This window comes from Halorhabdus sp. SVX81 (genome assembly GCF_029207715.1).
Lineage (GTDB): Archaea > Halobacteriota > Halobacteria > Halobacteriales > Haloarculaceae > Halorhabdus.
Genome location: NZ_CP104322.1, coordinates 1,931,361 through 1,949,762, shown reverse-complemented (window position 1 = coordinate 1,949,762; position 18,402 = coordinate 1,931,361). Strand labels below are relative to the sequence as shown.

Annotated in this window: 23 protein-coding genes and 1 pseudogene; 14 read left to right on the top strand and 10 right to left on the bottom strand. The window is 64.8% G+C overall.

All coding sequences use genetic code 11. The features are described 5' to 3' along the window. Positions 1-19: 19 nt before the first annotated feature. The 3 genes from SVXhr_RS09730 to SVXhr_RS09720 all read right to left on the bottom strand — a co-directional run bounded on the left by SVXhr_RS09730 (position 20) and on the right by SVXhr_RS09720 (position 852). A complete protein-coding gene (locus SVXhr_RS09730; protein ID WP_275737014.1) occupies positions 20-247 on the bottom strand; it encodes a hypothetical protein in 228 nt (75 codons plus the stop codon). Then, positions 244-516: a hypothetical protein gene (locus SVXhr_RS09725; RefSeq protein WP_275737013.1), complete on the bottom strand. Its 273-nt coding sequence runs from the start codon at positions 514-516 to the stop codon at positions 244-246. The genes SVXhr_RS09730 and SVXhr_RS09725 overlap by 4 nt, the downstream gene beginning before the upstream one ends. A gap of 72 nt (positions 517-588) precedes the next feature. Next, on the bottom strand, positions 589-852 hold the full coding sequence (locus SVXhr_RS09720; protein WP_275737012.1) for a hypothetical protein: 264 nt from the start codon (positions 850-852) through the stop codon (positions 589-591). A 109-nt stretch (positions 853-961) separates the two neighbouring features. Here SVXhr_RS09720 and SVXhr_RS09715 point away from each other — a divergent pair, with 109 nt between their 5' ends. The 5 genes from SVXhr_RS09715 to SVXhr_RS09695 all read left to right on the top strand — a co-directional run bounded on the left by SVXhr_RS09715 (position 962) and on the right by SVXhr_RS09695 (position 4,795). Then, a complete protein-coding gene (locus SVXhr_RS09715) occupies positions 962-1,597 on the top strand; it encodes a hypothetical protein (RefSeq protein WP_275737011.1) in 636 nt (211 codons plus the stop codon). 74 nt (positions 1,598-1,671) lie between these two features. Continuing rightward, complete coding sequence (locus tag SVXhr_RS09710; protein ID WP_275737010.1) at positions 1,672-3,411, top strand: excinuclease ABC subunit C; 1,740 nt, start codon at positions 1,672-1,674, stop codon at positions 3,409-3,411. A gap of 83 nt (positions 3,412-3,494) precedes the next feature. Next, positions 3,495-3,620, top strand: a complete 126-nt coding sequence (locus SVXhr_RS09705) for a hypothetical protein (RefSeq protein ID WP_275737009.1) — start codon at positions 3,495-3,497, stop codon at positions 3,618-3,620. 93 nt (positions 3,621-3,713) lie between these two features. Further along, a complete protein-coding gene (gene msrB, locus SVXhr_RS09700) occupies positions 3,714-4,127 on the top strand; it encodes a peptide-methionine (R)-S-oxide reductase MsrB (RefSeq protein ID WP_275737008.1) in 414 nt (137 codons plus the stop codon). Positions 4,128-4,171: 44 nt separating this feature from the next. After that, on the top strand, positions 4,172-4,795 hold the full coding sequence (locus SVXhr_RS09695) for a hypothetical protein (RefSeq protein WP_275737007.1): 624 nt from the start codon (positions 4,172-4,174) through the stop codon (positions 4,793-4,795). On the opposite strand, the gene SVXhr_RS09690 is transcribed toward SVXhr_RS09695, so the two are convergent. Continuing rightward, positions 4,792-5,490, bottom strand: a complete 699-nt coding sequence (locus tag SVXhr_RS09690) for a 6-hydroxymethylpterin diphosphokinase MptE-like protein (protein WP_275737006.1) — start codon at positions 5,488-5,490, stop codon at positions 4,792-4,794. The genes SVXhr_RS09695 and SVXhr_RS09690 overlap by 4 nt on opposite strands. Before the next feature lie 35 nt (positions 5,491-5,525). Beyond that, positions 5,526-6,365 (bottom strand): annotated as a pseudogene (folP, locus tag SVXhr_RS09685) (dihydropteroate synthase); the annotation flags it as partial. 107 nt (positions 6,366-6,472) lie between these two features. On the opposite strand from folP, the gene SVXhr_RS09680 reads away from it, so the two are divergent. Both SVXhr_RS09680 and SVXhr_RS09675 read left to right on the top strand, forming a co-directional pair. Beyond that, complete coding sequence (locus SVXhr_RS09680; RefSeq protein WP_275737004.1) at positions 6,473-7,006, top strand: hypothetical protein; 534 nt, start codon at positions 6,473-6,475, stop codon at positions 7,004-7,006. After that, positions 7,003-7,716, top strand: a complete 714-nt coding sequence (locus SVXhr_RS09675) for an RNA methyltransferase (RefSeq protein WP_275737003.1) — start codon at positions 7,003-7,005, stop codon at positions 7,714-7,716. Before SVXhr_RS09680 ends, SVXhr_RS09675 begins: the two co-directional genes overlap by 4 nt. Here the strand turns inward: SVXhr_RS09675 and SVXhr_RS09670 are convergent. Together SVXhr_RS09670 and gatE are read right to left on the bottom strand one after the other, a co-directional pair. Continuing rightward, positions 7,713-8,144: a hypothetical protein gene (locus SVXhr_RS09670; RefSeq protein WP_275737002.1), complete on the bottom strand. Its 432-nt coding sequence runs from the start codon at positions 8,142-8,144 to the stop codon at positions 7,713-7,715. The genes SVXhr_RS09675 and SVXhr_RS09670 overlap by 4 nt on opposite strands. A gap of 26 nt (positions 8,145-8,170) precedes the next feature. Further along, on the bottom strand, positions 8,171-10,066 hold the full coding sequence (gene gatE, locus SVXhr_RS09665) for a Glu-tRNA(Gln) amidotransferase subunit GatE (protein ID WP_275737001.1): 1,896 nt from the start codon (positions 10,064-10,066) through the stop codon (positions 8,171-8,173). Positions 10,067-10,181: 115 nt separating this feature from the next. On the opposite strand from gatE, the gene SVXhr_RS09660 reads away from it, so the two are divergent. Continuing rightward, complete coding sequence (locus tag SVXhr_RS09660) at positions 10,182-11,033, top strand: hypothetical protein (protein ID WP_275737000.1); 852 nt, start codon at positions 10,182-10,184, stop codon at positions 11,031-11,033. A gap of 65 nt (positions 11,034-11,098) precedes the next feature. On the opposite strand, the gene SVXhr_RS09655 is transcribed toward SVXhr_RS09660, so the two are convergent. Further along, positions 11,099-12,526 carry a class II fumarate hydratase gene (locus tag SVXhr_RS09655; RefSeq protein ID WP_275736999.1) on the bottom strand — a complete coding sequence of 476 codons (1,428 nt, stop codon included), beginning with the start codon at positions 12,524-12,526 and terminating at the stop codon, positions 11,099-11,101. A 344-nt stretch (positions 12,527-12,870) separates the two neighbouring features. On the opposite strand from SVXhr_RS09655, the gene SVXhr_RS09650 reads away from it, so the two are divergent. Both SVXhr_RS09650 and SVXhr_RS09645 read left to right on the top strand, forming a co-directional pair. Next, on the top strand, positions 12,871-13,500 hold the full coding sequence (locus SVXhr_RS09650) for a hypothetical protein (RefSeq protein ID WP_275736998.1): 630 nt from the start codon (positions 12,871-12,873) through the stop codon (positions 13,498-13,500). After that, positions 13,493-14,041 (top strand): hypothetical protein, encoded by a 549-nt coding sequence (locus SVXhr_RS09645; protein WP_275736997.1) that lies wholly within the window; start codon positions 13,493-13,495, stop codon positions 14,039-14,041. The genes SVXhr_RS09650 and SVXhr_RS09645 overlap by 8 nt, the downstream gene beginning before the upstream one ends. Before the next feature lie 11 nt (positions 14,042-14,052). Here the strand turns inward: SVXhr_RS09645 and SVXhr_RS09640 are convergent, their stop codons facing one another. Further along, complete coding sequence (locus tag SVXhr_RS09640) at positions 14,053-14,334, bottom strand: transcriptional regulator (RefSeq protein WP_275736996.1); 282 nt, start codon at positions 14,332-14,334, stop codon at positions 14,053-14,055. A 98-nt stretch (positions 14,335-14,432) separates the two neighbouring features. Here SVXhr_RS09640 and pth2 point away from each other — a divergent pair, with 98 nt between their 5' ends. The 4 genes from pth2 (at position 14,433) to truD (ending at position 17,783) form a co-directional block, all read left to right on the top strand. Further along, positions 14,433-14,771, top strand: coding sequence for a peptidyl-tRNA hydrolase Pth2 (gene pth2, locus SVXhr_RS09635; protein ID WP_275736995.1), 339 nt, complete (start codon positions 14,433-14,435; stop codon positions 14,769-14,771). A gap of 123 nt (positions 14,772-14,894) precedes the next feature. Beyond that, the gene (gene psmA, locus SVXhr_RS09630; RefSeq protein WP_275736994.1) at positions 14,895-15,632 is read left to right on the top strand and encodes an archaeal proteasome endopeptidase complex subunit alpha; all 738 of its coding nucleotides are present in this window, start codon (positions 14,895-14,897) and stop codon (positions 15,630-15,632) included. Between the two features lie 14 nt (positions 15,633-15,646). After that, complete coding sequence (gene psmB / locus SVXhr_RS09625) at positions 15,647-16,333, top strand: archaeal proteasome endopeptidase complex subunit beta (RefSeq protein ID WP_275740920.1); 687 nt, start codon at positions 15,647-15,649, stop codon at positions 16,331-16,333. A 91-nt stretch (positions 16,334-16,424) separates the two neighbouring features. Continuing rightward, a complete protein-coding gene (truD, locus tag SVXhr_RS09620; RefSeq protein ID WP_275736993.1) occupies positions 16,425-17,783 on the top strand; it encodes a tRNA pseudouridine(13) synthase TruD in 1,359 nt (452 codons plus the stop codon). A 9-nt stretch (positions 17,784-17,792) separates the two neighbouring features. Here truD and SVXhr_RS09615 read toward each other — a convergent pair whose 3' ends face one another. Next, positions 17,793-18,377: a hypothetical protein gene (locus SVXhr_RS09615; RefSeq protein WP_275736992.1), complete on the bottom strand. Its 585-nt coding sequence runs from the start codon at positions 18,375-18,377 to the stop codon at positions 17,793-17,795. Positions 18,378-18,402: the final 25 nt, after the last annotated feature.

The window sequence follows — 18,402 nt, the reverse complement described above, 5'->3', positions numbered from 1 at the left end:
TCCAAAATCGATGTACCGCTCACCGACGGGCCACTCGCCAGGTCGTCGCGTTCGAGTAGGCCCACCGCTCGACGTCGAGTTCGTCCGCCTCGTCGCTGAGATCGGCAAACAGCTGTCCGATCTCTCGGGTCCCGAGTTCGAGATCGCGGGCGACGAACTTGCTCTTGAGATAGCACTCCCCATCGGCCGTCTGCTCGCGGAGGTACTCCCTGAATCGTTGCCGCTTCGTGTCCGTTGTGGCCGTCATCGGGCTCCCTCCCTGACGGTGGGATGCTCAATCGATCCGGCAAGCCACCCATTCGAAGGATTGTGGTGCTGGCCGACGAGGAGACAGACCACGTTTGCGCCGAGGACGATCGCGACGACGTCGGCAGATGCCGGGACGACGGCGAGCAGCGGTATGCCGATCAGCGGAAGCGTGATCGCGCCCCAGAACCCGATCGCCAGTACCCCACGCCGGAGCGTCGATTCGATGTCACCGGTTCGGGCGTCGGAATGGAGACCAATCCAGGCCATATCGATACCAACGGACGGTACCTTTCAAAACCTCACGGACGGTCAAAGCGTTCTTTGAGCGTCGGCGAGCGCCTATACCGGGTCGTCAGGCTCGTTCTGTTCGGCCATCCGTTCGGCCTCGCGGGCGTATCGCTCCTGTTCGTCCCCGTCGACGGGTTCAAGCCGATCGGGCTCGATCTCGATCGCAGCTGTCACCTGTTCTTTCATGAGTAGCGCCGTCGATCGCTGCTGCGTGACGGCTCGGGACCCGTCGGGCGTGGCGTAGACGAGTGTCACCAGGTCCTCGTCGTAGAAGTCCCGTTCGACGAGCCAGCACTGGACGGTCTCTTCGGCCATGGAAGATTGTTAGACGGGTGGCGGGTTGTATCCACCGACCGATAGCTGCCACTTCGATGTCGGCCTACCGGCCAGTGATTTCTTGTAACCGGATCACGAAGCGACACTGATGGCTGACTGGAGTGATCGCGTCGAGGAGTTGCTCTACGAGGGTGAAGCCGTGAGCGAACGCGTCGCCGCCGGTGACGCCCACGTTGTCGTCACGACTCACCGCGTGCTGGCGTTCACCCCGCAGATGGACGGCGAGAACTTCCGGCAGGTCGAGCGGCCCAACGTCACCGACGTCGCCGTCAGGTCCGACGGCGAGACGCGCTTTCTGCTGGCGGGACTCAGGGCGGGTCTGTTCGGTGTCGTCCTGCTTGGCGTCGGGTTGCTCGTCGACTTCGGGGCGCTGATGGGCGACATCGATCTCACGGACACCGGTAGTACCGGCCAACTCGGCATCGGCGGCATTCTCGGGATGGTTCAGGGGATGATCTCGATCATCTACAGCCTCGACGACTATATGGCCATGATCGGCGCGCTGTTGCTGCTGGCCGGGCTAGTCCCCATCGCGGTCTACCTTTACTCCCGGGAAACCCGCCTGGTGCTTTCGATCGCCGGCGGCGAGGACCTCCCGATCGCGGCCTCGACTGAGGACGCCGGGGAAACCGTTGGGCGGCTTCGGGACGCAATCTTCCCGGACGGCGTCTCCTCGGCAAGTGACGATCGACGATCGCTCGATCCGCTGGATCGTCTCGGGTGACCGGTGATCGATCCTCCCCCGATCGAGGGGGGAGGACGCCACGTTCAATTTGCTCTGGGCCGTACCCCGAGTCGATGGACTCGGCCGAGGTTCGATCACGTGCTGGCGATCTCCCGACTGAGCCCGGCGTCTATCAGTTCGTAGATAGTTCGGACGAGGACGCCACTGTTCTCTACGTCGGCAAAGCCGTGGCTCTCCGGGACCGCGTCCGTTCGTATGCCGATCCCCGGGGTGAGCGCATCCGGCGGATGGTCGAGCGCGCCGCCGATATCGACGTTGTCGTCACCGACACCGAGACGCAGGCGCTCCTCCTCGAAGCGAATCTCATCAAACGCCACCAGCCACGGTACAACGTCCGGCTGCGCGACGACAAGTCCTATCCGCTCGTGCAACTGACCGATCACCCCGCGCCACGGATCGAGATCACGCGTGATCCAGCCGAAGGTGCAGACGTCTTTGGCCCGTTCACCGACAAGAGTGACGTCGAGACCGTCGTCAAGGCGATTCGGGAGACCTTCGGCCTCCGTGGCTGTTCGGATCACAAGTACGCCAATCGCGATCGCCCCTGTCTGGACTACGACATCGGGCTCTGCTCGGCCCCGTGTACCGGCGAGGTTAGCCCGGCGGCCTACCGCGAGGACGTCGCGGCAATCCGCCGGTTCTTCCGCGGGGAGACTGGCGTCCTCGCGGAGCCGATCCGCGAGGAGATGGACCGGGCCGCCGACGAAGCGGCGTTCGAACGAGCGGCGAACCTCCGGGACCGCCTCGACGTCGTCGAGTCCTTCCACGCGGGTGGCGCGAAGGCCATCGAGTCGACCGAAGACCGGACGACCGACGTGCTGGCGGTCGCCCTGGAGGGTGACTCGGCGACGGTCGCGCGCCTCCACAGCAATGAGGGGTCGCTGGTCGACCGGGAGCGTCACGCCGTCAAGACTCCCGATGGCCAGCGGGCCGGTGACGTCCTCGCCGCCTTCGTCCCCCAGTACTACGCCGAGCGGGAGCTCCCCGACCGTCTTCTGGTCTCCGACCGACTGAGTGACGACGACGTGCAATCCTGGCTATCCGACGCTGGCGTCGACGTTCGCGTTCCGGGGGCCGGTCGGGAAGCGACGCTCGTCGACCTGGCGCTGAAGAACGCCAGACGGGGGGCGGGGCGGGACGACGGCGTGGCCGCGCTGGCCGACGTCCTGGGGCTCGACGCCGCCGCCCGCATCGAGGGGTTCGACGTGAGCCATACCGGCGGCGCGGGGGTCGTCGGCAGTGACGTCTGTTTCGTCGACGGGTCGCCCGAGAAACCCGACTATCGACGCAAGAAACTCGCCGAAGGCAACGACGACTACGCGGCCATGCGGTCGCTGATCGGCTGGCGGGCCGAGCGGGCCATCGAAGGGCGGGACGACCGGCCGGATCCCGATCTGCTCCTGATCGATGGCGGCGAGGGACAGCTCGCGGCCGCTCGCGAGGCCCTCGACGCCGTCGGCTGGGACGTCCCTGCGGTCGGGCTGGCGAAGGCCGAAGAGCGGGTGATCACTCCCGAGCGGACGTTCGACTGGGATGACGACACACCACAGTTGCGCTTGCTCCAGCGCGTCCGCGACGAGGCTCACCGCTTTGCCGTTCAGTATCACACGACACTCAGGGACGACGTGTCGACGGCACTCGACGACGTCCCGGGCGTCGGTCCCGAACTTCGGACGCGGCTGCTGGGGCGGTTCGGGGGCGTCGACGGGGTCCGGGCGGCCTCGACGACGGAACTCCGAGACGTCCCGGGCGTCGGTGAAGCGACGGCGAAAACGATCCGACGGCAACTTTAATCGCCGCTCGCGGGCGCTCCGGGGATCGAACTGCCGTCCGATCCGACGCCGAGCCATGCCGACGCGGGTCAACCGAGCGGGACGTGAACTCCGGCGTTGACACCGAGGCTGAGGGCGAGCATGTACAGCCCCCAGACGAACAGCCACAGGAAGAGGACGCCGGCGATCGCCCGTGGGAACGCAAAGAGATCAGCCCGGCGGCGAACTGACAGATGCCACTGACCAGTGACCGAGCCGTCGCCGATGGCGGTATGGGTTCCCGTATTCAGTGGGTCTTTACCCCCGGAGTACGTTCGTTGGGTATGGGAAAGTCCGAATCCGACGGCGTTCCGGCGTCCGACGACGAGTGGCGTGAGGTTTTGACTGAAGAGGAGTACCACATTCTCCGCGAACGCGGGACCGAACCCAAGTTCAGCGGCGAGTACCTCGACGTCGACGACGACGGCGTCTTCCGGTGTGCCGGCTGTGGCGCGGCGCTGTTCGATACGGATTCACAGTTCGAGTCCGGCCACGGCTGGCCGAGTTTCACCGACGTGGTCGCCGAGGGCAACGTCGAGACCGAACTCGACACCCGCCACGGGCGCGAGCGGACCGAAGTGCTGTGTGCCGAGTGTGGCGGCCACCTCGGGCACGTCTTCGACGACGGCCCGGAGCCGACGGGCAAGCGCTACTGTATCAACTCCGCGGCGCTGGATTTCGAGACCGACGACGAGTGAGACCGGCCGGAGGTTTTTTGCCCGTATTCGAAGTCAATGCGAGTGTGTCACGAAACGATTCCGTAGACGAGACCGAGCGTTCGCTGTTATCGGACGACCGCGTGGCAGGTGTCCGTGGGTTCCCGTGGTTAGAAGGAATCGTCACCGGTGGTGTGGCCTGGATCGTCGGCTACGCTCTCACAACCGCGCTGTTCTACGTGGGTCCGGCATCATTGACCGTCGAGTCTCATGTTCAAAAACTCAAGGGGATCGGCGTGATCTTCTACAATGCGCACTTTGTGGACGCCCTCGAAACGTTATCGAACGGTGAGATGCAGGAAACGGTTCGGTTCAACATGATCCTCGAACAATCCGGTTCCACGATACCGGATGTCGTCTATTTCTCGATTCCGGTCCTCGTACTGGCTGTCGCTGGCCTCCTGGTTGGACAGTCCCTTCTCGATTCAGAGACAGAACACGTCACGTTCGGGCTGGTCGGTGTGGCGCTGGCTGGCGGATACGTCCTTCTTGCGATCCCGGGGATCTTCCTGGCAGAACTAGCCGTCCGGTGGAGACTGGGAATTGTTGTCCTGACACCTGCACCGCTCGAAACGGTCGCCTTTTCGTTTGCGTATGCATTTGTGCTCGGTGCAATCGGCGCTTTTCTCGGAACCCGTCTCGATCGCTAGGGGAGCATCTGCGTGTCAATCCCGTCGCGCCGCCCGTCGAGGATGCCGAACCGCTCGTTTCGACGCTGTTCCAGCCAGACCAGCAATCGCTTTGCCCACTGGAGTTTCCGCCGCTTCTCCTCCCCCAGCGAGTCGTCCTCGAAGTCCCACCCGGGGAAGACGAGCTCCTCGGCTCCCAGATGATCGGCCAGAAACGCCGCCCGGTCACCGTCCGTGAAGCCACCGTAGTTCGCGACTGGCCCGGTCGGCTCGGCCTGGGTCGTCGGGACGACGCTCGCCAGGTCGAACGTCGGGACGTACTGCCGAAGTGCGTCCACGTTGTCGCCGTGAGCGTGGACGGCCACTGGGACCCCCTCTTTAGTGAACTCATGCACTCCCTCGGCGTGTTTGTCCAGGTCGGTCACCACGAAATCGAGCTCGAATCCGATATCGCGGAGGCTATCGGCGGCCGTCGAGGCGGCGACGATGCGGTCCGCCTCGCGAACCACGTCAGCGTCCTCAAGCAGCGACGGCCCGGCACCGGCGACGGCGACGGTGTCGCCTGCGAACGCATCCGGCGCTGGTTCGTATGGCTCGACTTCGCGGCGCTCGAACACCGACGCCAGCCAGTCCCGCGCCCGCTCGTCGCCCGCCCGGTCGTAGCCGAAGTCCGCGAGGATGGCCTCGTAGACCGGCTCCCAGGTGGCAAAGTCCATCACTCGAACGCCTCGGGACCGACGCCCAACTCGTGGCCGATTATCGCCGCGTCTCGCGTCTCGGCCACATCGTGGGTCCGGATCACGTGCGCCCCGCGTTCGACGGCCAGCGCGGTCGCGGCGAGGCTGACCGGCAGCGCTTCCTCGGTCGACCGCCCGACGAATTCCCGGAGGAAGTTCTTGCGGTTGATCGAGACCAGCATCGGCCGGCCGAGTTCGCGGAACTCTCCCAGCCGCCGGAACGTCTCGCGGTCGTCTTCGAGGGTCTGGGCCTCGCTCCACCCGCCAAAGGCCGGGTCGACGATCGTCTTCTCGGTGAACCCGCCCTGTTTGAGCGCTTCGTAGACCTGATCGACGTAGTCGGCATCGGCCGCCCACTCGGCATCGCAGCGTTCGGTCCAGTCCGTCTCGCCGACGGCTCCCGGCCGTTCGAGGTCCGGTGGGCTCGCCATCTTCACGACGGCGGCGTCGTGGGCCGCACAGACGGCGGGCATCTCCGGGTCGGCGAAGCCACAGACGTCGTTGACCATGTCGAAGCCACGTGAGAGGGCCTCGTCGGCGACCTCGCTGTAGCGTGTTTCGATCGAGAAGACGGCGTCACCGTCGACGGCGTCGATGGTCTCGATCGCGGTGTCGAGGCGCTCGCGTTCCTCCTCGGCCGAGAGCACCTCCAGGCGTTTGTTGGCCGATTCGAGGCCGACGTCGACGATGTCAGCGCCGGCGTCGATCATGTCCTCGACGTAAGCGGCCGCCTCGTCCGGGTCGGCGAAGACGCTGGGGTCGTACGGCGACTCCCGGCTCACGTTAAGCACGCCCATGATCCGGGGTGGGTGGTCGTCGCCGATCCCGAGCCCTGCGGCGTCCACGTTGTGCATAGTGGGTGCGACGACCGGGACGGCCAAAAACGGTTGGTCCCCGGCGAAGGCGCTTTCCGGTTGACCGACAGCGCGCTCTTTTTGGTCGCCAGGCGAGTACCCCGCGTATGGCCAAGGTTTCGATCGGGTTGCGCGGCTGGCGCTTCGAGGAGGACGACGTGTTCGACGACGATGGGTCGCTCAAGACACTCGTCGAGATGCCGCCGGACACCCGGAGTCGGATTCTCCGACTCACCGCGCTGGTCGGGGAACCGTGTGACGCCTGCTACCTCGAGCACGGCGAGGCAAACGTCGCCGAGTGCAACGTCGGCAGCATCGTCTACGGCGAGCCGACCGGGACCGTGTTGCTGTGTGGCCCCCACGAGTCGGACTTCCTCTACTGGTATCGCGAAGAGGGGGGCAGCGACCTCGCCGGCGAGCCGGAACTCGCCAACGCCTTCCAGGAGTGGTTCGACAGCGGCGGGCGCGCCCCGGCGGGCTACGGCGGCCTGGAGCACGTCGAGGAGGACCGCGAGGAACTCCCCGACGTGAGTTCGGGCGCGCTCGATTCCCTGGAGAACGAACTCTGTGCGATGGACGAGGCAGAGCGCGAAGAACTCGACGCCGACGTCGAGGACCTCGACCTCGATATCGACGAATGAACGTGAGCGTCGCCGTCGTCGATGCCCAGACGCCGGGCAACGTCGGGACGATCGCCCGCGCGATGAAGAACTTCGGCCTCTCGGATCTCAAACTGGTCGACCCGCCCGAACTCGATCCCGACGGCGAGGCCTACGGCTACGCCGGCCAGGCCCGCGATGACATCATGCCCAGCGCCGACGTGGTCACCTTCGAGGAGATAGTCAACAACTACCATACCGTCGCGACGACGGCGATCACCAACGAGGACGCGACCAAGCACGTCCGGTATCCGTTCGTGACGCCGCGGGAACTCGCTGACGAACTTCAGGGAATCGACAGCGACGTGTGTCTGGTCTTCGGCCGCGAGGACGTCGGCCTCTCCAACGAGGAACTCGCCGAAGTAGATCAGATCTGTTCGATCCCCGCCAGCGAGGACTATCCCGTTCTGAACCTGGGCCAGGCCGCCACGATCGTCCTCTACGAACTCCGGGCGCTGACCGTCGAGGAGACCCAGCTGCCCGACATCACTGATCGGGCCGATCAGCCAGCGATAGAGGGATTGCACGATCAGTTCGAGGGCTTCCTCGCGGCGATCGACCACCCCGAGGAGAAACGGGCGAAGGCCGGGCGTCTCTTCCGGCGGGTGATCGGCCGTGCCCATCCGACGGGCCGGGAGGTTCGGACACTGCGGGGGCTCTTCCGACGGGTCGAGCAGAAACTGGAGGATTAGGGCTGGCGTCCGTCTCTTGGAATTGTCTCGAAGTTCCGAACGTCGGCGATCAGATCGGCGAGCAGGTGCGCCCAGAGGACTGCCGCCGAGAGGACACCGAGAAAGGGATCGACGGCCAGCCAGACGCCGGGCACGAGGACCCCGGCGATCACGACGTGACTGATAAGCCGGTGGTAGGGCCCGAGGTCGTCCGTATCGAAAATCGTCGCGGGATCGGTGACGACGATCCAGGGTGCCCGGAGCACGCGTCGGAGCGGGGTGGTACTCCCTGCAAGCAGCCACGCGAGCACGAAGTGATCGAGGTCGATCAGCACCCCAAGCGCCACGCCATAGCCCACCGCGAGCGCGGGATCGACCGTCGGTTCACCGGCCAGAACGACCCCGCCAGCGACGACCAGCGAGATGGCAGCGTGAGCGCGTGAGTACATGGGTGGTAGTCGTCCGGCCGAGTCCATCAGGCGCGCTTCTGGATCTCTTCGCGGAGCACGTCGCTGACGACGTCGCCGTCAGCCTTCCCCCGGAGTTCGCCCATGCACTCGCCCATCAGCCCGGAGAAGGCACCCATCCCCTCGTCCTCGATCTGGGTTGCGTTGCGTTCGACGACGGTGACGACGGCCTCCCGGACCTCGTCCTCGCCAGCACTGCCGAGGTCCTCCTGGTCGGCTGCCTCCTCCGCACTCAGGTCGGGGTTCTCCGCGAGGGCGGCCAGCAACTCCGGGACGCCCTCCTTGGCGAGTTCCCCCTCTGCGAGCAGGTCGAAGACCGCCAGGAAGTGCTCGTCGGTGAGGTGCTCGACCGGCGCGCCGTCCCGCCGGATCTCGGTCACGGTCGATTCGACCGTCTGGGCGGCCAGCGTGGCGTCGACGCCGGATTCGACAGCGTCCTCGAACAGTTCCCATCGCTTCCCGTAGGCGACCTGCTCGGCCAAGCCGGCGTCGAGGTCGTACTCCGCCTGATAGCGCTCGGTCTTTGCAGTGAGAAGTTCCGGCGTTTCGACCTCGGCGGGATCGGGTTCGACCGGCGGCACGTCCGTTTCGGGGTACATCCGCGCCGCGCCGGGCAGGGGTCGAAGGTACCGCGTCGTCGCCTCCTCGGTTGCGTCGCGGGTTTCCTCGGGGACGCCGTCCATCGCGGTTTCGGCCCGTTCGGCGACTGCTTCGATCGACTGCTCGGCGATCTCGGGCGCGTCGGCGACGATCGCGACCGCATCCTCGCTCTCCTCACCAGTGACGGCGTCGGGATCGAGATCGACAGCCTCGGCCAGCGCTTCGACTTCAGCCTCGGTAACGCCGTAGGCCGGGAGTTCGTCGGTGTGGAAGATCCCGCCAGCGCCGTGGCGCTTGGCGTGATCGGAGAACTCGGTTCCCAGGCGACGGTCGGGCTGGATCTCGCGGCCGACGAGGCCGCCGAAGCCGGGTAGCGGGACGGCCCACACGTCGCCGCCGTCGTCGAGTGCGCCCCGGATCACGCCGCTGTCGGTGTCTTCGAAGACTCCGGTCACGTCCTGCGGGTCGCCGACCGTGGCGTCCCGGTCGGCGAGTTCCTCGGCGATGTCGAGCAGTTCGACCTGCCGGCCGACCTCGTTGCGGACGATGTCCTCGATGTCCTCGAGGCTCTGGACGCCCTTGATCTCGACGCGTGCGCCCTCGGCGATCGAGACGTTGACGTCCTGGCGGATGGTGCCCAGGCCGCGCCGGACCTGTCCGGTCGAGCGCAGCAGCATCCCGATGCGTTCGGCGGCCTCCTGGGCCTGTGCCGGCGAGCGGATGTCCGGGTCAGTGCCGATTTCGACCAGGGGGATGCCGAGGCGATCGAGGCTGTAACGGACGCCCGAGTCAGTCTCCGCGACGCGCTGGGCACTCTCCTCTTCGAGCATGAGGTCCTCGACGCCGACCGGCCCCTCGCTGGTCTCGATCTCGCCGTCGGTCGCGACCATCATGGTGCGCTGGAACCCGGAGGTGTTCGACCCGTCGATGACGAGTTTGCGCATGACGTGGACCTGGTCGATCGCGTCCATGTCGAGCAGCTGTCCGATCTCGAGGGCGACGGCCATCGCCTCCTCGTCGACCCGGTGTGGCGGTTCGTCGTCGGCCTCGACCAGACAGGTCGAGTCGTAGGTCAGATATTCGAACTCGCGTTCGACCTGGCTCTCCTCGAGGGCGGCCTCGTCGAGTTCGCCCAGTTCGCTCTTTGTGGGGTGGAGGTACCGCGTCATCGTCGTCGTCGATTCGGCGGGCTCTCTGAGCGTCGTCGGGCACTCACAGAACAGCTTGCTCTCGGTGTCGAGTTGCTGGTGGATCTCCAGTCCGGCGACCAGCCCGAGGGCCGCGTAGTCGAAGTCGGCAGTCATTACTGGGCACTGGCGCCGCTTCGGGGAAAAACGCTCCGTTGTGTGTGGCCACCGCCGAACGGTGTATGCTACCGCTTGCCGCGTCTTTATGTGTGTGGCAGCCGAACAGTCGACAATGCGGTGGCGAGTCCTGGCGGTCGTTACCCTGTTCGCCCTGTCCGGGTGTACTGGCTTTTTGAGCGGTGACGAACCCGTCCCGACCGTTACGCCCGCGCCGGTTCCCACGGACCCTCCAGACACAGGCCCGGGGGCGATGATCGTGCCAGGAGTCTACGCTGACGGTGAACTTGAGCCGGACTTGCTCGCTGACGCACATCGGGATGCCCTTCGAGAGACATCGTTCGTATGGACGGAGACCGACAACCGAACCGGGCGGGTCGCAAACGTCACCGACAGTACGATGTCTTATCGGACCGTCGCCTTCGCGAACGCGACCCGCTACTACTTCGAGACGAACGGTCGCACGGACCGCTATCAGGGTCGGCGGGTTTATTATCCGGTGTACAACGAATACGCAGACGGCGAGGACGTCTACATCCGCGCATTGTCGACATCGTGGGCCGCCTACCGCTACGACCGTATCACGGCCGACGGGAGCCGGAGTCGGTTCGTCCGGTCAGCGACGAACGCGGTCGAACGCTATCTCCCTGTCGGATCCGCCAGTATCGAACGGATCGAGTCGACCGCTGGAGTGCGGTATCGGCTCACGTCGACCCAACCCTCCGAGACACTCGCGCCACTGGTCGAGGACTACCGGGTTTCAGTCGTTGTGACTCGACGCGGACTCGTTCAAAATTTGACGGCCATGTATACGACCGAGCGCCGAACACGCTCCGAGACGATCACGTTCACCCACCGGTATACCTCAAATATCACCGACGTTGGAAACGTGACCGTTTCTTCGCCCGCGTGGCTCCCGGAGGCCCATCGTCGTCTCGCGAACGGGACGAGCCTGTCGTCGCCGTGACGGGGGCGACGGCACCGTGGCCGCTGCCGGAGTAGCTACTCGGCTCTATGCCCGTCGCCGGCCGCTCACTCGTCACCGAGAATGACGCGCTCGGTCATCGTCGCCGGGTCGAGCACCTCGTCGGCTTCGTCCTCGGTGAGGTAGCCTTTCTCGACGGCGACTTCTCGGATGGTCTGTCCGGTTTTCATCGCCTCCTTGGCGACCTCGCTGGCCTTGTCGTAGCCGATCGCGGGATTGAGTGCCGTCGCGAGGGCCATACTTTGTTCGACGCGCGCCTCGCAGTGTTCGCGGTCGGCTTCCAGCTTTGCGACGAACTTCGTCGCGAAGGCACCGCTGACGTTGGCGATCAGCCGCGCGGACTCCAGGACGTTGCTCGCAATCACTGGCTTGTAGAGATTGAGATCGATCTGGCCGTTGGCCGCGCCGGTCGAGACAGCCGCGTCGTTGCCGACGACCTGGGCGTACACCTGGTTGACCGACTCCGCGACGACGGGATTGATCTTTCCCGGCATGATCGAGGAGCCGGGCTGGTTCTCTGGCTGATCGAGTTCGCCGAGGCCGTTGCGCGGCCCGGAGGCCAGCAGCCGGAGGTCGTTGGCAATCTTCTGAAGCGATCCCGCCACGGTCCGAAGCGCGCCGTGGACCTCGCTCATCGCGTCGTGGGCGGCCTGGGCCTCGAAGTGGTTGTCGGCCTCCCGGAAGGTGAGCAGCGTCTCCTCGCTGATGTATTCGGCCGCCAACTCGGGGAATTCGGGGTGGGTGTTCAGCCCGGTCCCGACGGCTGTCCCGCCGAGCGCCAGTTCGGCCGCCCGCTCGCGCGTCTCCTCGACGCGGGCGATCCCCTTCTCGATCTGGGTCCGGTAGCCCGAGAACTCCTGGCCCAGCATCACCGGCGTCGCGTCCTGGAGGTGGGTCCGCCCGGTCTTGACCACGTCGTCGAATGCTTCCTCCTTGCGTTCGAGTTCCTCACGGAGCGTCTCCAGTCCGGGGAGGACGTCACGCTCGATCGCCTCCAAAACGGCGACGTGCATCGCCGTCGGGATGACGTCGTTGCTCGATTGGCCGTAGTTGACGTGATCGTTCGGGTGGATCTCCTTCGACCCGATCTCGCCGCCGACGATCTCGGTGGCGCGATTGGCGATCACCTCGTTGGCGTTCATGTTCGTCGAGGTACCAGAGCCCGTCTGGAAGATGTCGACCGGGAACTGGTCGTCGTGATCGCCGGCGATCACCTCGTCGGCGGCCGCGACGATGGCGTCGGCTTTCTCCTCGTCCAAGAGGCCGAGATCGCGGTTGGCCTGTGCCGCGCCCTTTTTGACGACGCCGAGCGCCCGGATGAACCGTCGTCCGAAGCGCCGATCGCTGATCGGGAAGTTCTCGATCGCGCGCTGGGTCTGTGCCCCCCAGTAGGCGTCGGCTGGTACTTCCATCTCGCCGAGGCTGTCCGCCTCGATGCGGTAGTCCTCGTTGCCGTAGTCCCTGCTGTCGGTCATTGCGTCCGGGGACACTCACGCCAGGAATTTAAGTGTCCGCGTGGCGGTGACGGCCCAACGCCTGCTCGGAGCCACCCCTCAGCAGGTGAATGCTAGTAGATTCCACGAGCGGCCCGCTCCGAATCGAAATACAGTGGCCTCCCGGAGACCGAGATGGAGACCCCAGACCGACTTTGAAAGACAGCTACTGCAGGAGAAACCAGGATTACTCTGCTCAAGGAAGTCTTCCTCTGTGATGACCGGTCGTATACACGGCCCGGACCGAATATATCCACACAGGACACTCCCGGTCTGGATACAACGCTGTCGAAACGCTTTAGACTATAGTTCGCGTACTATGGACTATGTCGAACGCATCCGCCAACAATGCATCACGGGCGACTGGAGATACAGCCCGGCGGTTTTTCGTGGTGCAAGAACTGCTGACTACGCCCGAGCTCGCGCAGTTTTATACGGATGTATTGCTCAACTCGCCGACGACCATCACTGCAGTACGCGAACGCCGGGGGCTTTCGAAAAGTACGGCGTATAAGTACGCCAACAAACTGGCAGAGCTTCGCATCGCGGAAGAACTCGATGCCTACGAGGATGGGTCAGCACTCTGGCGGGCAGACGCTGTGAGTGGTGTCTGGAGTGGGGAAGCTACGGTTGAATTCGGCCCAGTCCTGATCGCGGTCTTTGGCGCAACCACCGCCAACGACGACCTCCAGTTGTTCGTCCAGCGGCACGGTAAAGCAGCGCTTGCCCCGGCAGTCATGGGAACCATCGAGTACCTGCTGGGGAAGACGACACGTCGTGGCGTTGCCGAGGAACTGAACGTCTCGGCTGTCGAGGGGATCGCCGTCACGCAGGCAATCGAGGGGATCGTCGCACTGGTCAAAGATCACGATCCGACGCTTGATGACATCTCGTTCGAGGTACCAGTACACGAACGTGCCCTGGAGCAAACACCGTACCAGCGCGCCGATGACTGACGGACACGTCTCACCGTTTCCGAGCGCTCTCGTACTCGATACCAGCTTTCTTCGAACGATCGGGGGCACTGACAGCGATCCATACCAGACCTTCGTTCAGTATGTTCGGGACAACGGTGTCGAGTTGTATCTGAGTGAACGGGTCGTCGAAGAACTCACCGAACAGCAGGGTTACCTCAGCATCGACTGGGTCGACCGCGCGGAGACGACAGCCTGGATTTCGATCGTGGATTCCATCCAGCCAGGGGTGAGGGTTCATGATGGCCCCCGTGCTGGCGAGTTGATGGATCGTGTCCACGAGCGGCTGGCAGAATACGAGCAGACGGACCCGGACGAATTGCGGAAGACGGACTCGGAACTGCCTGCTGTTGCCGTGACACTGCTCGGGTCGACGCAGCACGAATCTGTCGGGATCGTGATGGACGACCGGAATGCCGAACGATCGATTTCGGGCGTCATTAAAAACACATACTACGAAGGACGTATTCGCGTACTCAATATCTGGGAGACGATCGACTACATCGAATCCCGCAATAAATAGGGGCCGCTTTCTCACTCGATCCGGAAGATCGGCGGCGAAAGGTTCTCGCTGTGGCACTCCGGGCACCGACTCGGCTCGTTCAGTCGGTCGTCGAACCCGTCGAAGCCACAGTCCTCACACGCCGGGGGCGCGACCAGCAACTGCTCGTCACTATCATCGAGCGACCGCGCGATGTGCTCGACGTGCTCGATCACCGTCGTCGTCGAGAGTTCGAACGCCGCGGCGAGCGCCGTGGCGGACAGCGATTCCCCCCGTAATCGATCGGCGATTCGCTCGCGCGTGGTCCGCTGCATAGCCGTCGTTGCCGGGCCGGGAATATATACCGTCGGCTTTCCCGACACGACCACAGCCGGAACAGTACGCCTTTACCCACTCCGGTGTAGGAGTAGCCATGAAGCAGGCGATCGTCGCACGCGCGGATCTGAACATGGGCGAGGGGAAACTCGCGGCCCAGGTCGCCCACGCCGCCCTGATGGCCTATGAGGACGCCGACAGCCAAAGCCAGTCAGCCTGGAAGGGCAGCGGCCAGAAGAAGGTCGTCCTCCAGGCCGACGGCGAAGCAACGCTGTTCAAACTCGCGGACCAGGCCGAACGCGAGGGATTGGCCCACGCTATCGTCCGGGACGCCGGTCACACCGAACTCGAACCCGGCACCGTCTCCGCGCTGGCGGTCGGTCCAGCGGACGAAGACGCCGTCGATCGCGTCACGGGAGACCTATCGCTATACTGATGTATATGTGCCGCTGGGACTCAGAACCGATGTACCGCATTCAATCGACCTATTTATCTCTTACTGAAAGGTTTATGTACGATCTGCCCTAACTCGGGGTGAACACAATACGAGGACACCAGTATGCAAGGAAACCAACAACAGCAGGCCTACGATCGCGGGATTACGATCTTCTCGCCGGACGGCCGGCTCTATCAGGTCGAGTACGCACGGGAAGCCGTCAAACGCGGGAGCGCAAGCGTCGGTGTACGGACCGACGAGGGCGTCGTCCTGGCGGCGGACCGACAGACGCGCTCGTCGCTCATCGAGCGCGACAGCATCGAGAAGACACACAAGATTGACGACCACATCGCTATCGCGAGCGCCGGGCACGTCGCCGACGCGCGCAAGCTCATCGACTTTGCGCGCCGGCGGTCGCAGGTCGAGCATCTGCGATACGACCAGCCGATGGGTGTCGAGGCGCTGACGAAGGCCATCACCGACACGATCCAGGAGTACACCCAGACCGGTGGCGCGCGCCCCTTCGGCGTCGCGCTGATCGTCGGCGGGATGGAGAACGGCGAGCCCCGCCTCTTCGAGACCGACCCCTCGGGGACGCCCTACGAGTGGTCGGCACTCGCGGTCGGCGGCGGTCGCGAGGAGATCCAGGAGTACTTCGAGGACAACTACGAGGACGGCATGACCTTAGAGCAGGGTGTCGGTCTCGCCCTGGAGGGGCTAGCGGAGCCGAACGACGATGGCCTCGACCCCGACGGTGTCGACCTCCAGACGGTCGACGAGGAAGGCGTTCTCGGTGTGAGCCAAGACGTGATCGAGGAGCACCTCGAAGAGCGCGACCTGCTCGGAGGTGACGACGAATGAACCCTGATCTGAACATGAACCCCCACGACAGCGGACGGACAGACCCCTACGCACCCGAACTCGGCTCGATTGCGACCGACGAGGGAGACGGCGAGAACGTGACGAAGACCGGGACGACGACCGTCGGCCTCGCGACCGAGGATGGCGTCGTGATCGCGACCGACCGCCGGGCGAGCCTCGGCGGTCGGTTCGTCTCGAACAAGAACGTCGTGAAGGTCGAGGAGATCCACCCGACGGCAGCCATGACGCTCGTGGGCTCGGTCGGCGGTGCCCAGTCGTTCATCCGGACGCTGCGCTCGGAGGCCAGTCTCTACGAGACGCGTCGTGACGAGCCGATGAGTATCAACGCGCTGGCGACGCTCGCGGGCAACTTCGCTCGCGGTGGTCCGTTCCTCGCCATTCACCCGATCCTCGGCGGCGTCGACGACGAGGGCAGTCACGTCTACACGATCGACCCCGCCGGCGGCGTCATGGAAGACGACTACGCCGTCACCGGCAGTGGAATGCAGGTCGCCTACGGGACCATCGAGGGCGAGTACGACGCCGAGATGTCCACCGAGGAGGCCAAAGAGCTCGCGACGAACGCGGTCCAAGCAGCCAGCGAGCGCGACACCGGTTCCGGCAACGGCCTCGTGATCGCCGAGATTACCGACGAAGGCGTCGAGATCGAGGAGTTCGACGACCTCGCGGACGCGCTGTAGACGGCAACAATTCGGTTTCGATTTTCGTGCCTTCCACACGTCGACCAGCACGCTCTTTTCCGGTGACAGTGTAGGACGTTCAACTCTCGATATGCGACAGGCACACCCCGTCGAGCAAGCGGTCGGCATGGAGTACTACGTCAGCGACAGCGACGGCGTCGGCGGGCACCTTCGTCGGGAGCCCGCGGCCTTCGGCGTCCGTGAGGTCGAAGCCTTCCAGGTCGAGCCCATTGACGCCAAGCAGGGCGCGTACCCACACGTTGTCTTCCGGGCGACGCTCGCGGGCTGGGACACCAACGACTTCGCCGGCGTCCTCTCGGATCACCTCGGGATCAGCCGCGAACGCGTCTCCTGGGCCGGGACGAAGGACAAATACGCGAAGACGACTCAGCTGTTCTCCGTTGCGAAAGTCGACCCCGCCGATCTCGAAACGATCGACCTCTCGAACGTCGAGATCGAGGTTCTGGGCCGGAGCGGCCGGCCGATCCTCTTTGGCGATCTGGCGGGCAACGAGTTCGAAATAGTTGTTAGTGAACCCGATGACCCGGACCGGACCGACGCCATTCTCGACGAACTCGCCGCGTTCGCCGGCAGCGCGTCCGGCGGTGGCGAGGACGACGGCTCGACCCGCATTGGCGTCCCCAACTACTTCGGGCAGCAACGCTTCGGCAGCCAGCGCCCGGTCACCCACGAGGTCGGCCTCGCCATCGCCCGCGGCGACTGGACGGACGCCGTCCTGGCGTACGTCGGGAATCCACACGAACGCGAGCGCGAGGATACTCGCAAAGCCCGGAAGTACGTCACGGAAACCGAAGACTGGGAAGGCGCGCTCGATCGACTCCCCAAGCGCCTGGGCTACGAACGGTCGATGTGCCATCGTCTCGCCGAGAACGGGGCCGACGAGCCCGAAGACTTCCAAGAAGCGCTGGAGGCAGTCCCGACGAACCTCCAGCAACTGTTCGTCAACGCTGCCCAGTCCTACGCGTTCAATCGGATTCTCTCGGCACGGCTGGAGCGCGGGCTTCCCTTCGACGAACCGGTGGCCGGCGACGTGGTTTGCTTCGCCGACAGCGGTGCTCCCGATGGCCTCGAACTGCCGGACACCGGCCGGACGCAGCGTGTAACCGAGGACAACGTCGGGACGGTTCGCCGCCACTGCGAGCGCGGGCGGGCGTTCGTGACCGCGCCGTTGCTCGGGGCCGACAGTGAACTGGCAGATGGTGAACCGGGCGAGCTCGAACGGGCGGTCTTCGACGAGTTGGGGATCGAACCGGCGGACTTTGATCTTCCGGGGGAGTTCGACTCGGAAGGCACGCGACGGGCGATCCTCCTGCGGACGGACCTCTCCGTCGAGTACGATCCACTGACGCTCTCGTTTGCGCTCCCGAAAGGCTCGTACGCGACAGTTGTCCTGCGGGAGATCACCAAGAGCGATCCGGTGGACCTCTGAGCTCGCAGGTCATTCGTCGGGCAGATTCCCGACGCACGTGAGGAGGTCGTCTTCGGTGGTCCATCGGCAAAGCCGGCCTGCGTCGTCGAGCATTTCGAAGATGCCCGTCTGCATCGCGCTGTAGGGATCCTCGCTGTCGACCTCGGTGTCGAGTTCGTCCAGATCGAGGGCCTCGTACTCGCGTTTGAACACGTGGGTCTTCGCGAAGTACTCCTCCAGGGCGGTGAAATAGCCCTGCTCGACGAGAAAGCCGCCGTGGGCGTGTTCGGCGACGCCGACGATGACGTCCGTGTAGTCGGCCAGCAGCCGGAACTTGAGGTAGGTGTTCGTCCACTCTTTGCGGACGTCGACCATCAGGAACGCGTACGCGCCGGGCCGCTGGTTGAGTCGGTCCTTGGCGAGCTGGAGGCGATCGATCTCCGGCTGGCCGTAGCTGCCCAGAATGAAATACGCCCGCTCGGCGGAGAAGATCGGTATGAGTTCCCCGACGCTTTGCTTGAGCGATTCGTACTCCTCGGGTGTGAGTGAGGTCCCGTGGAGATACGACTCGGCCTTCTCGGCGACCTCTTCGACAGAAACCGATTGCTCGTCCATCTGGGAAACGGTTCCGCACGCGAAC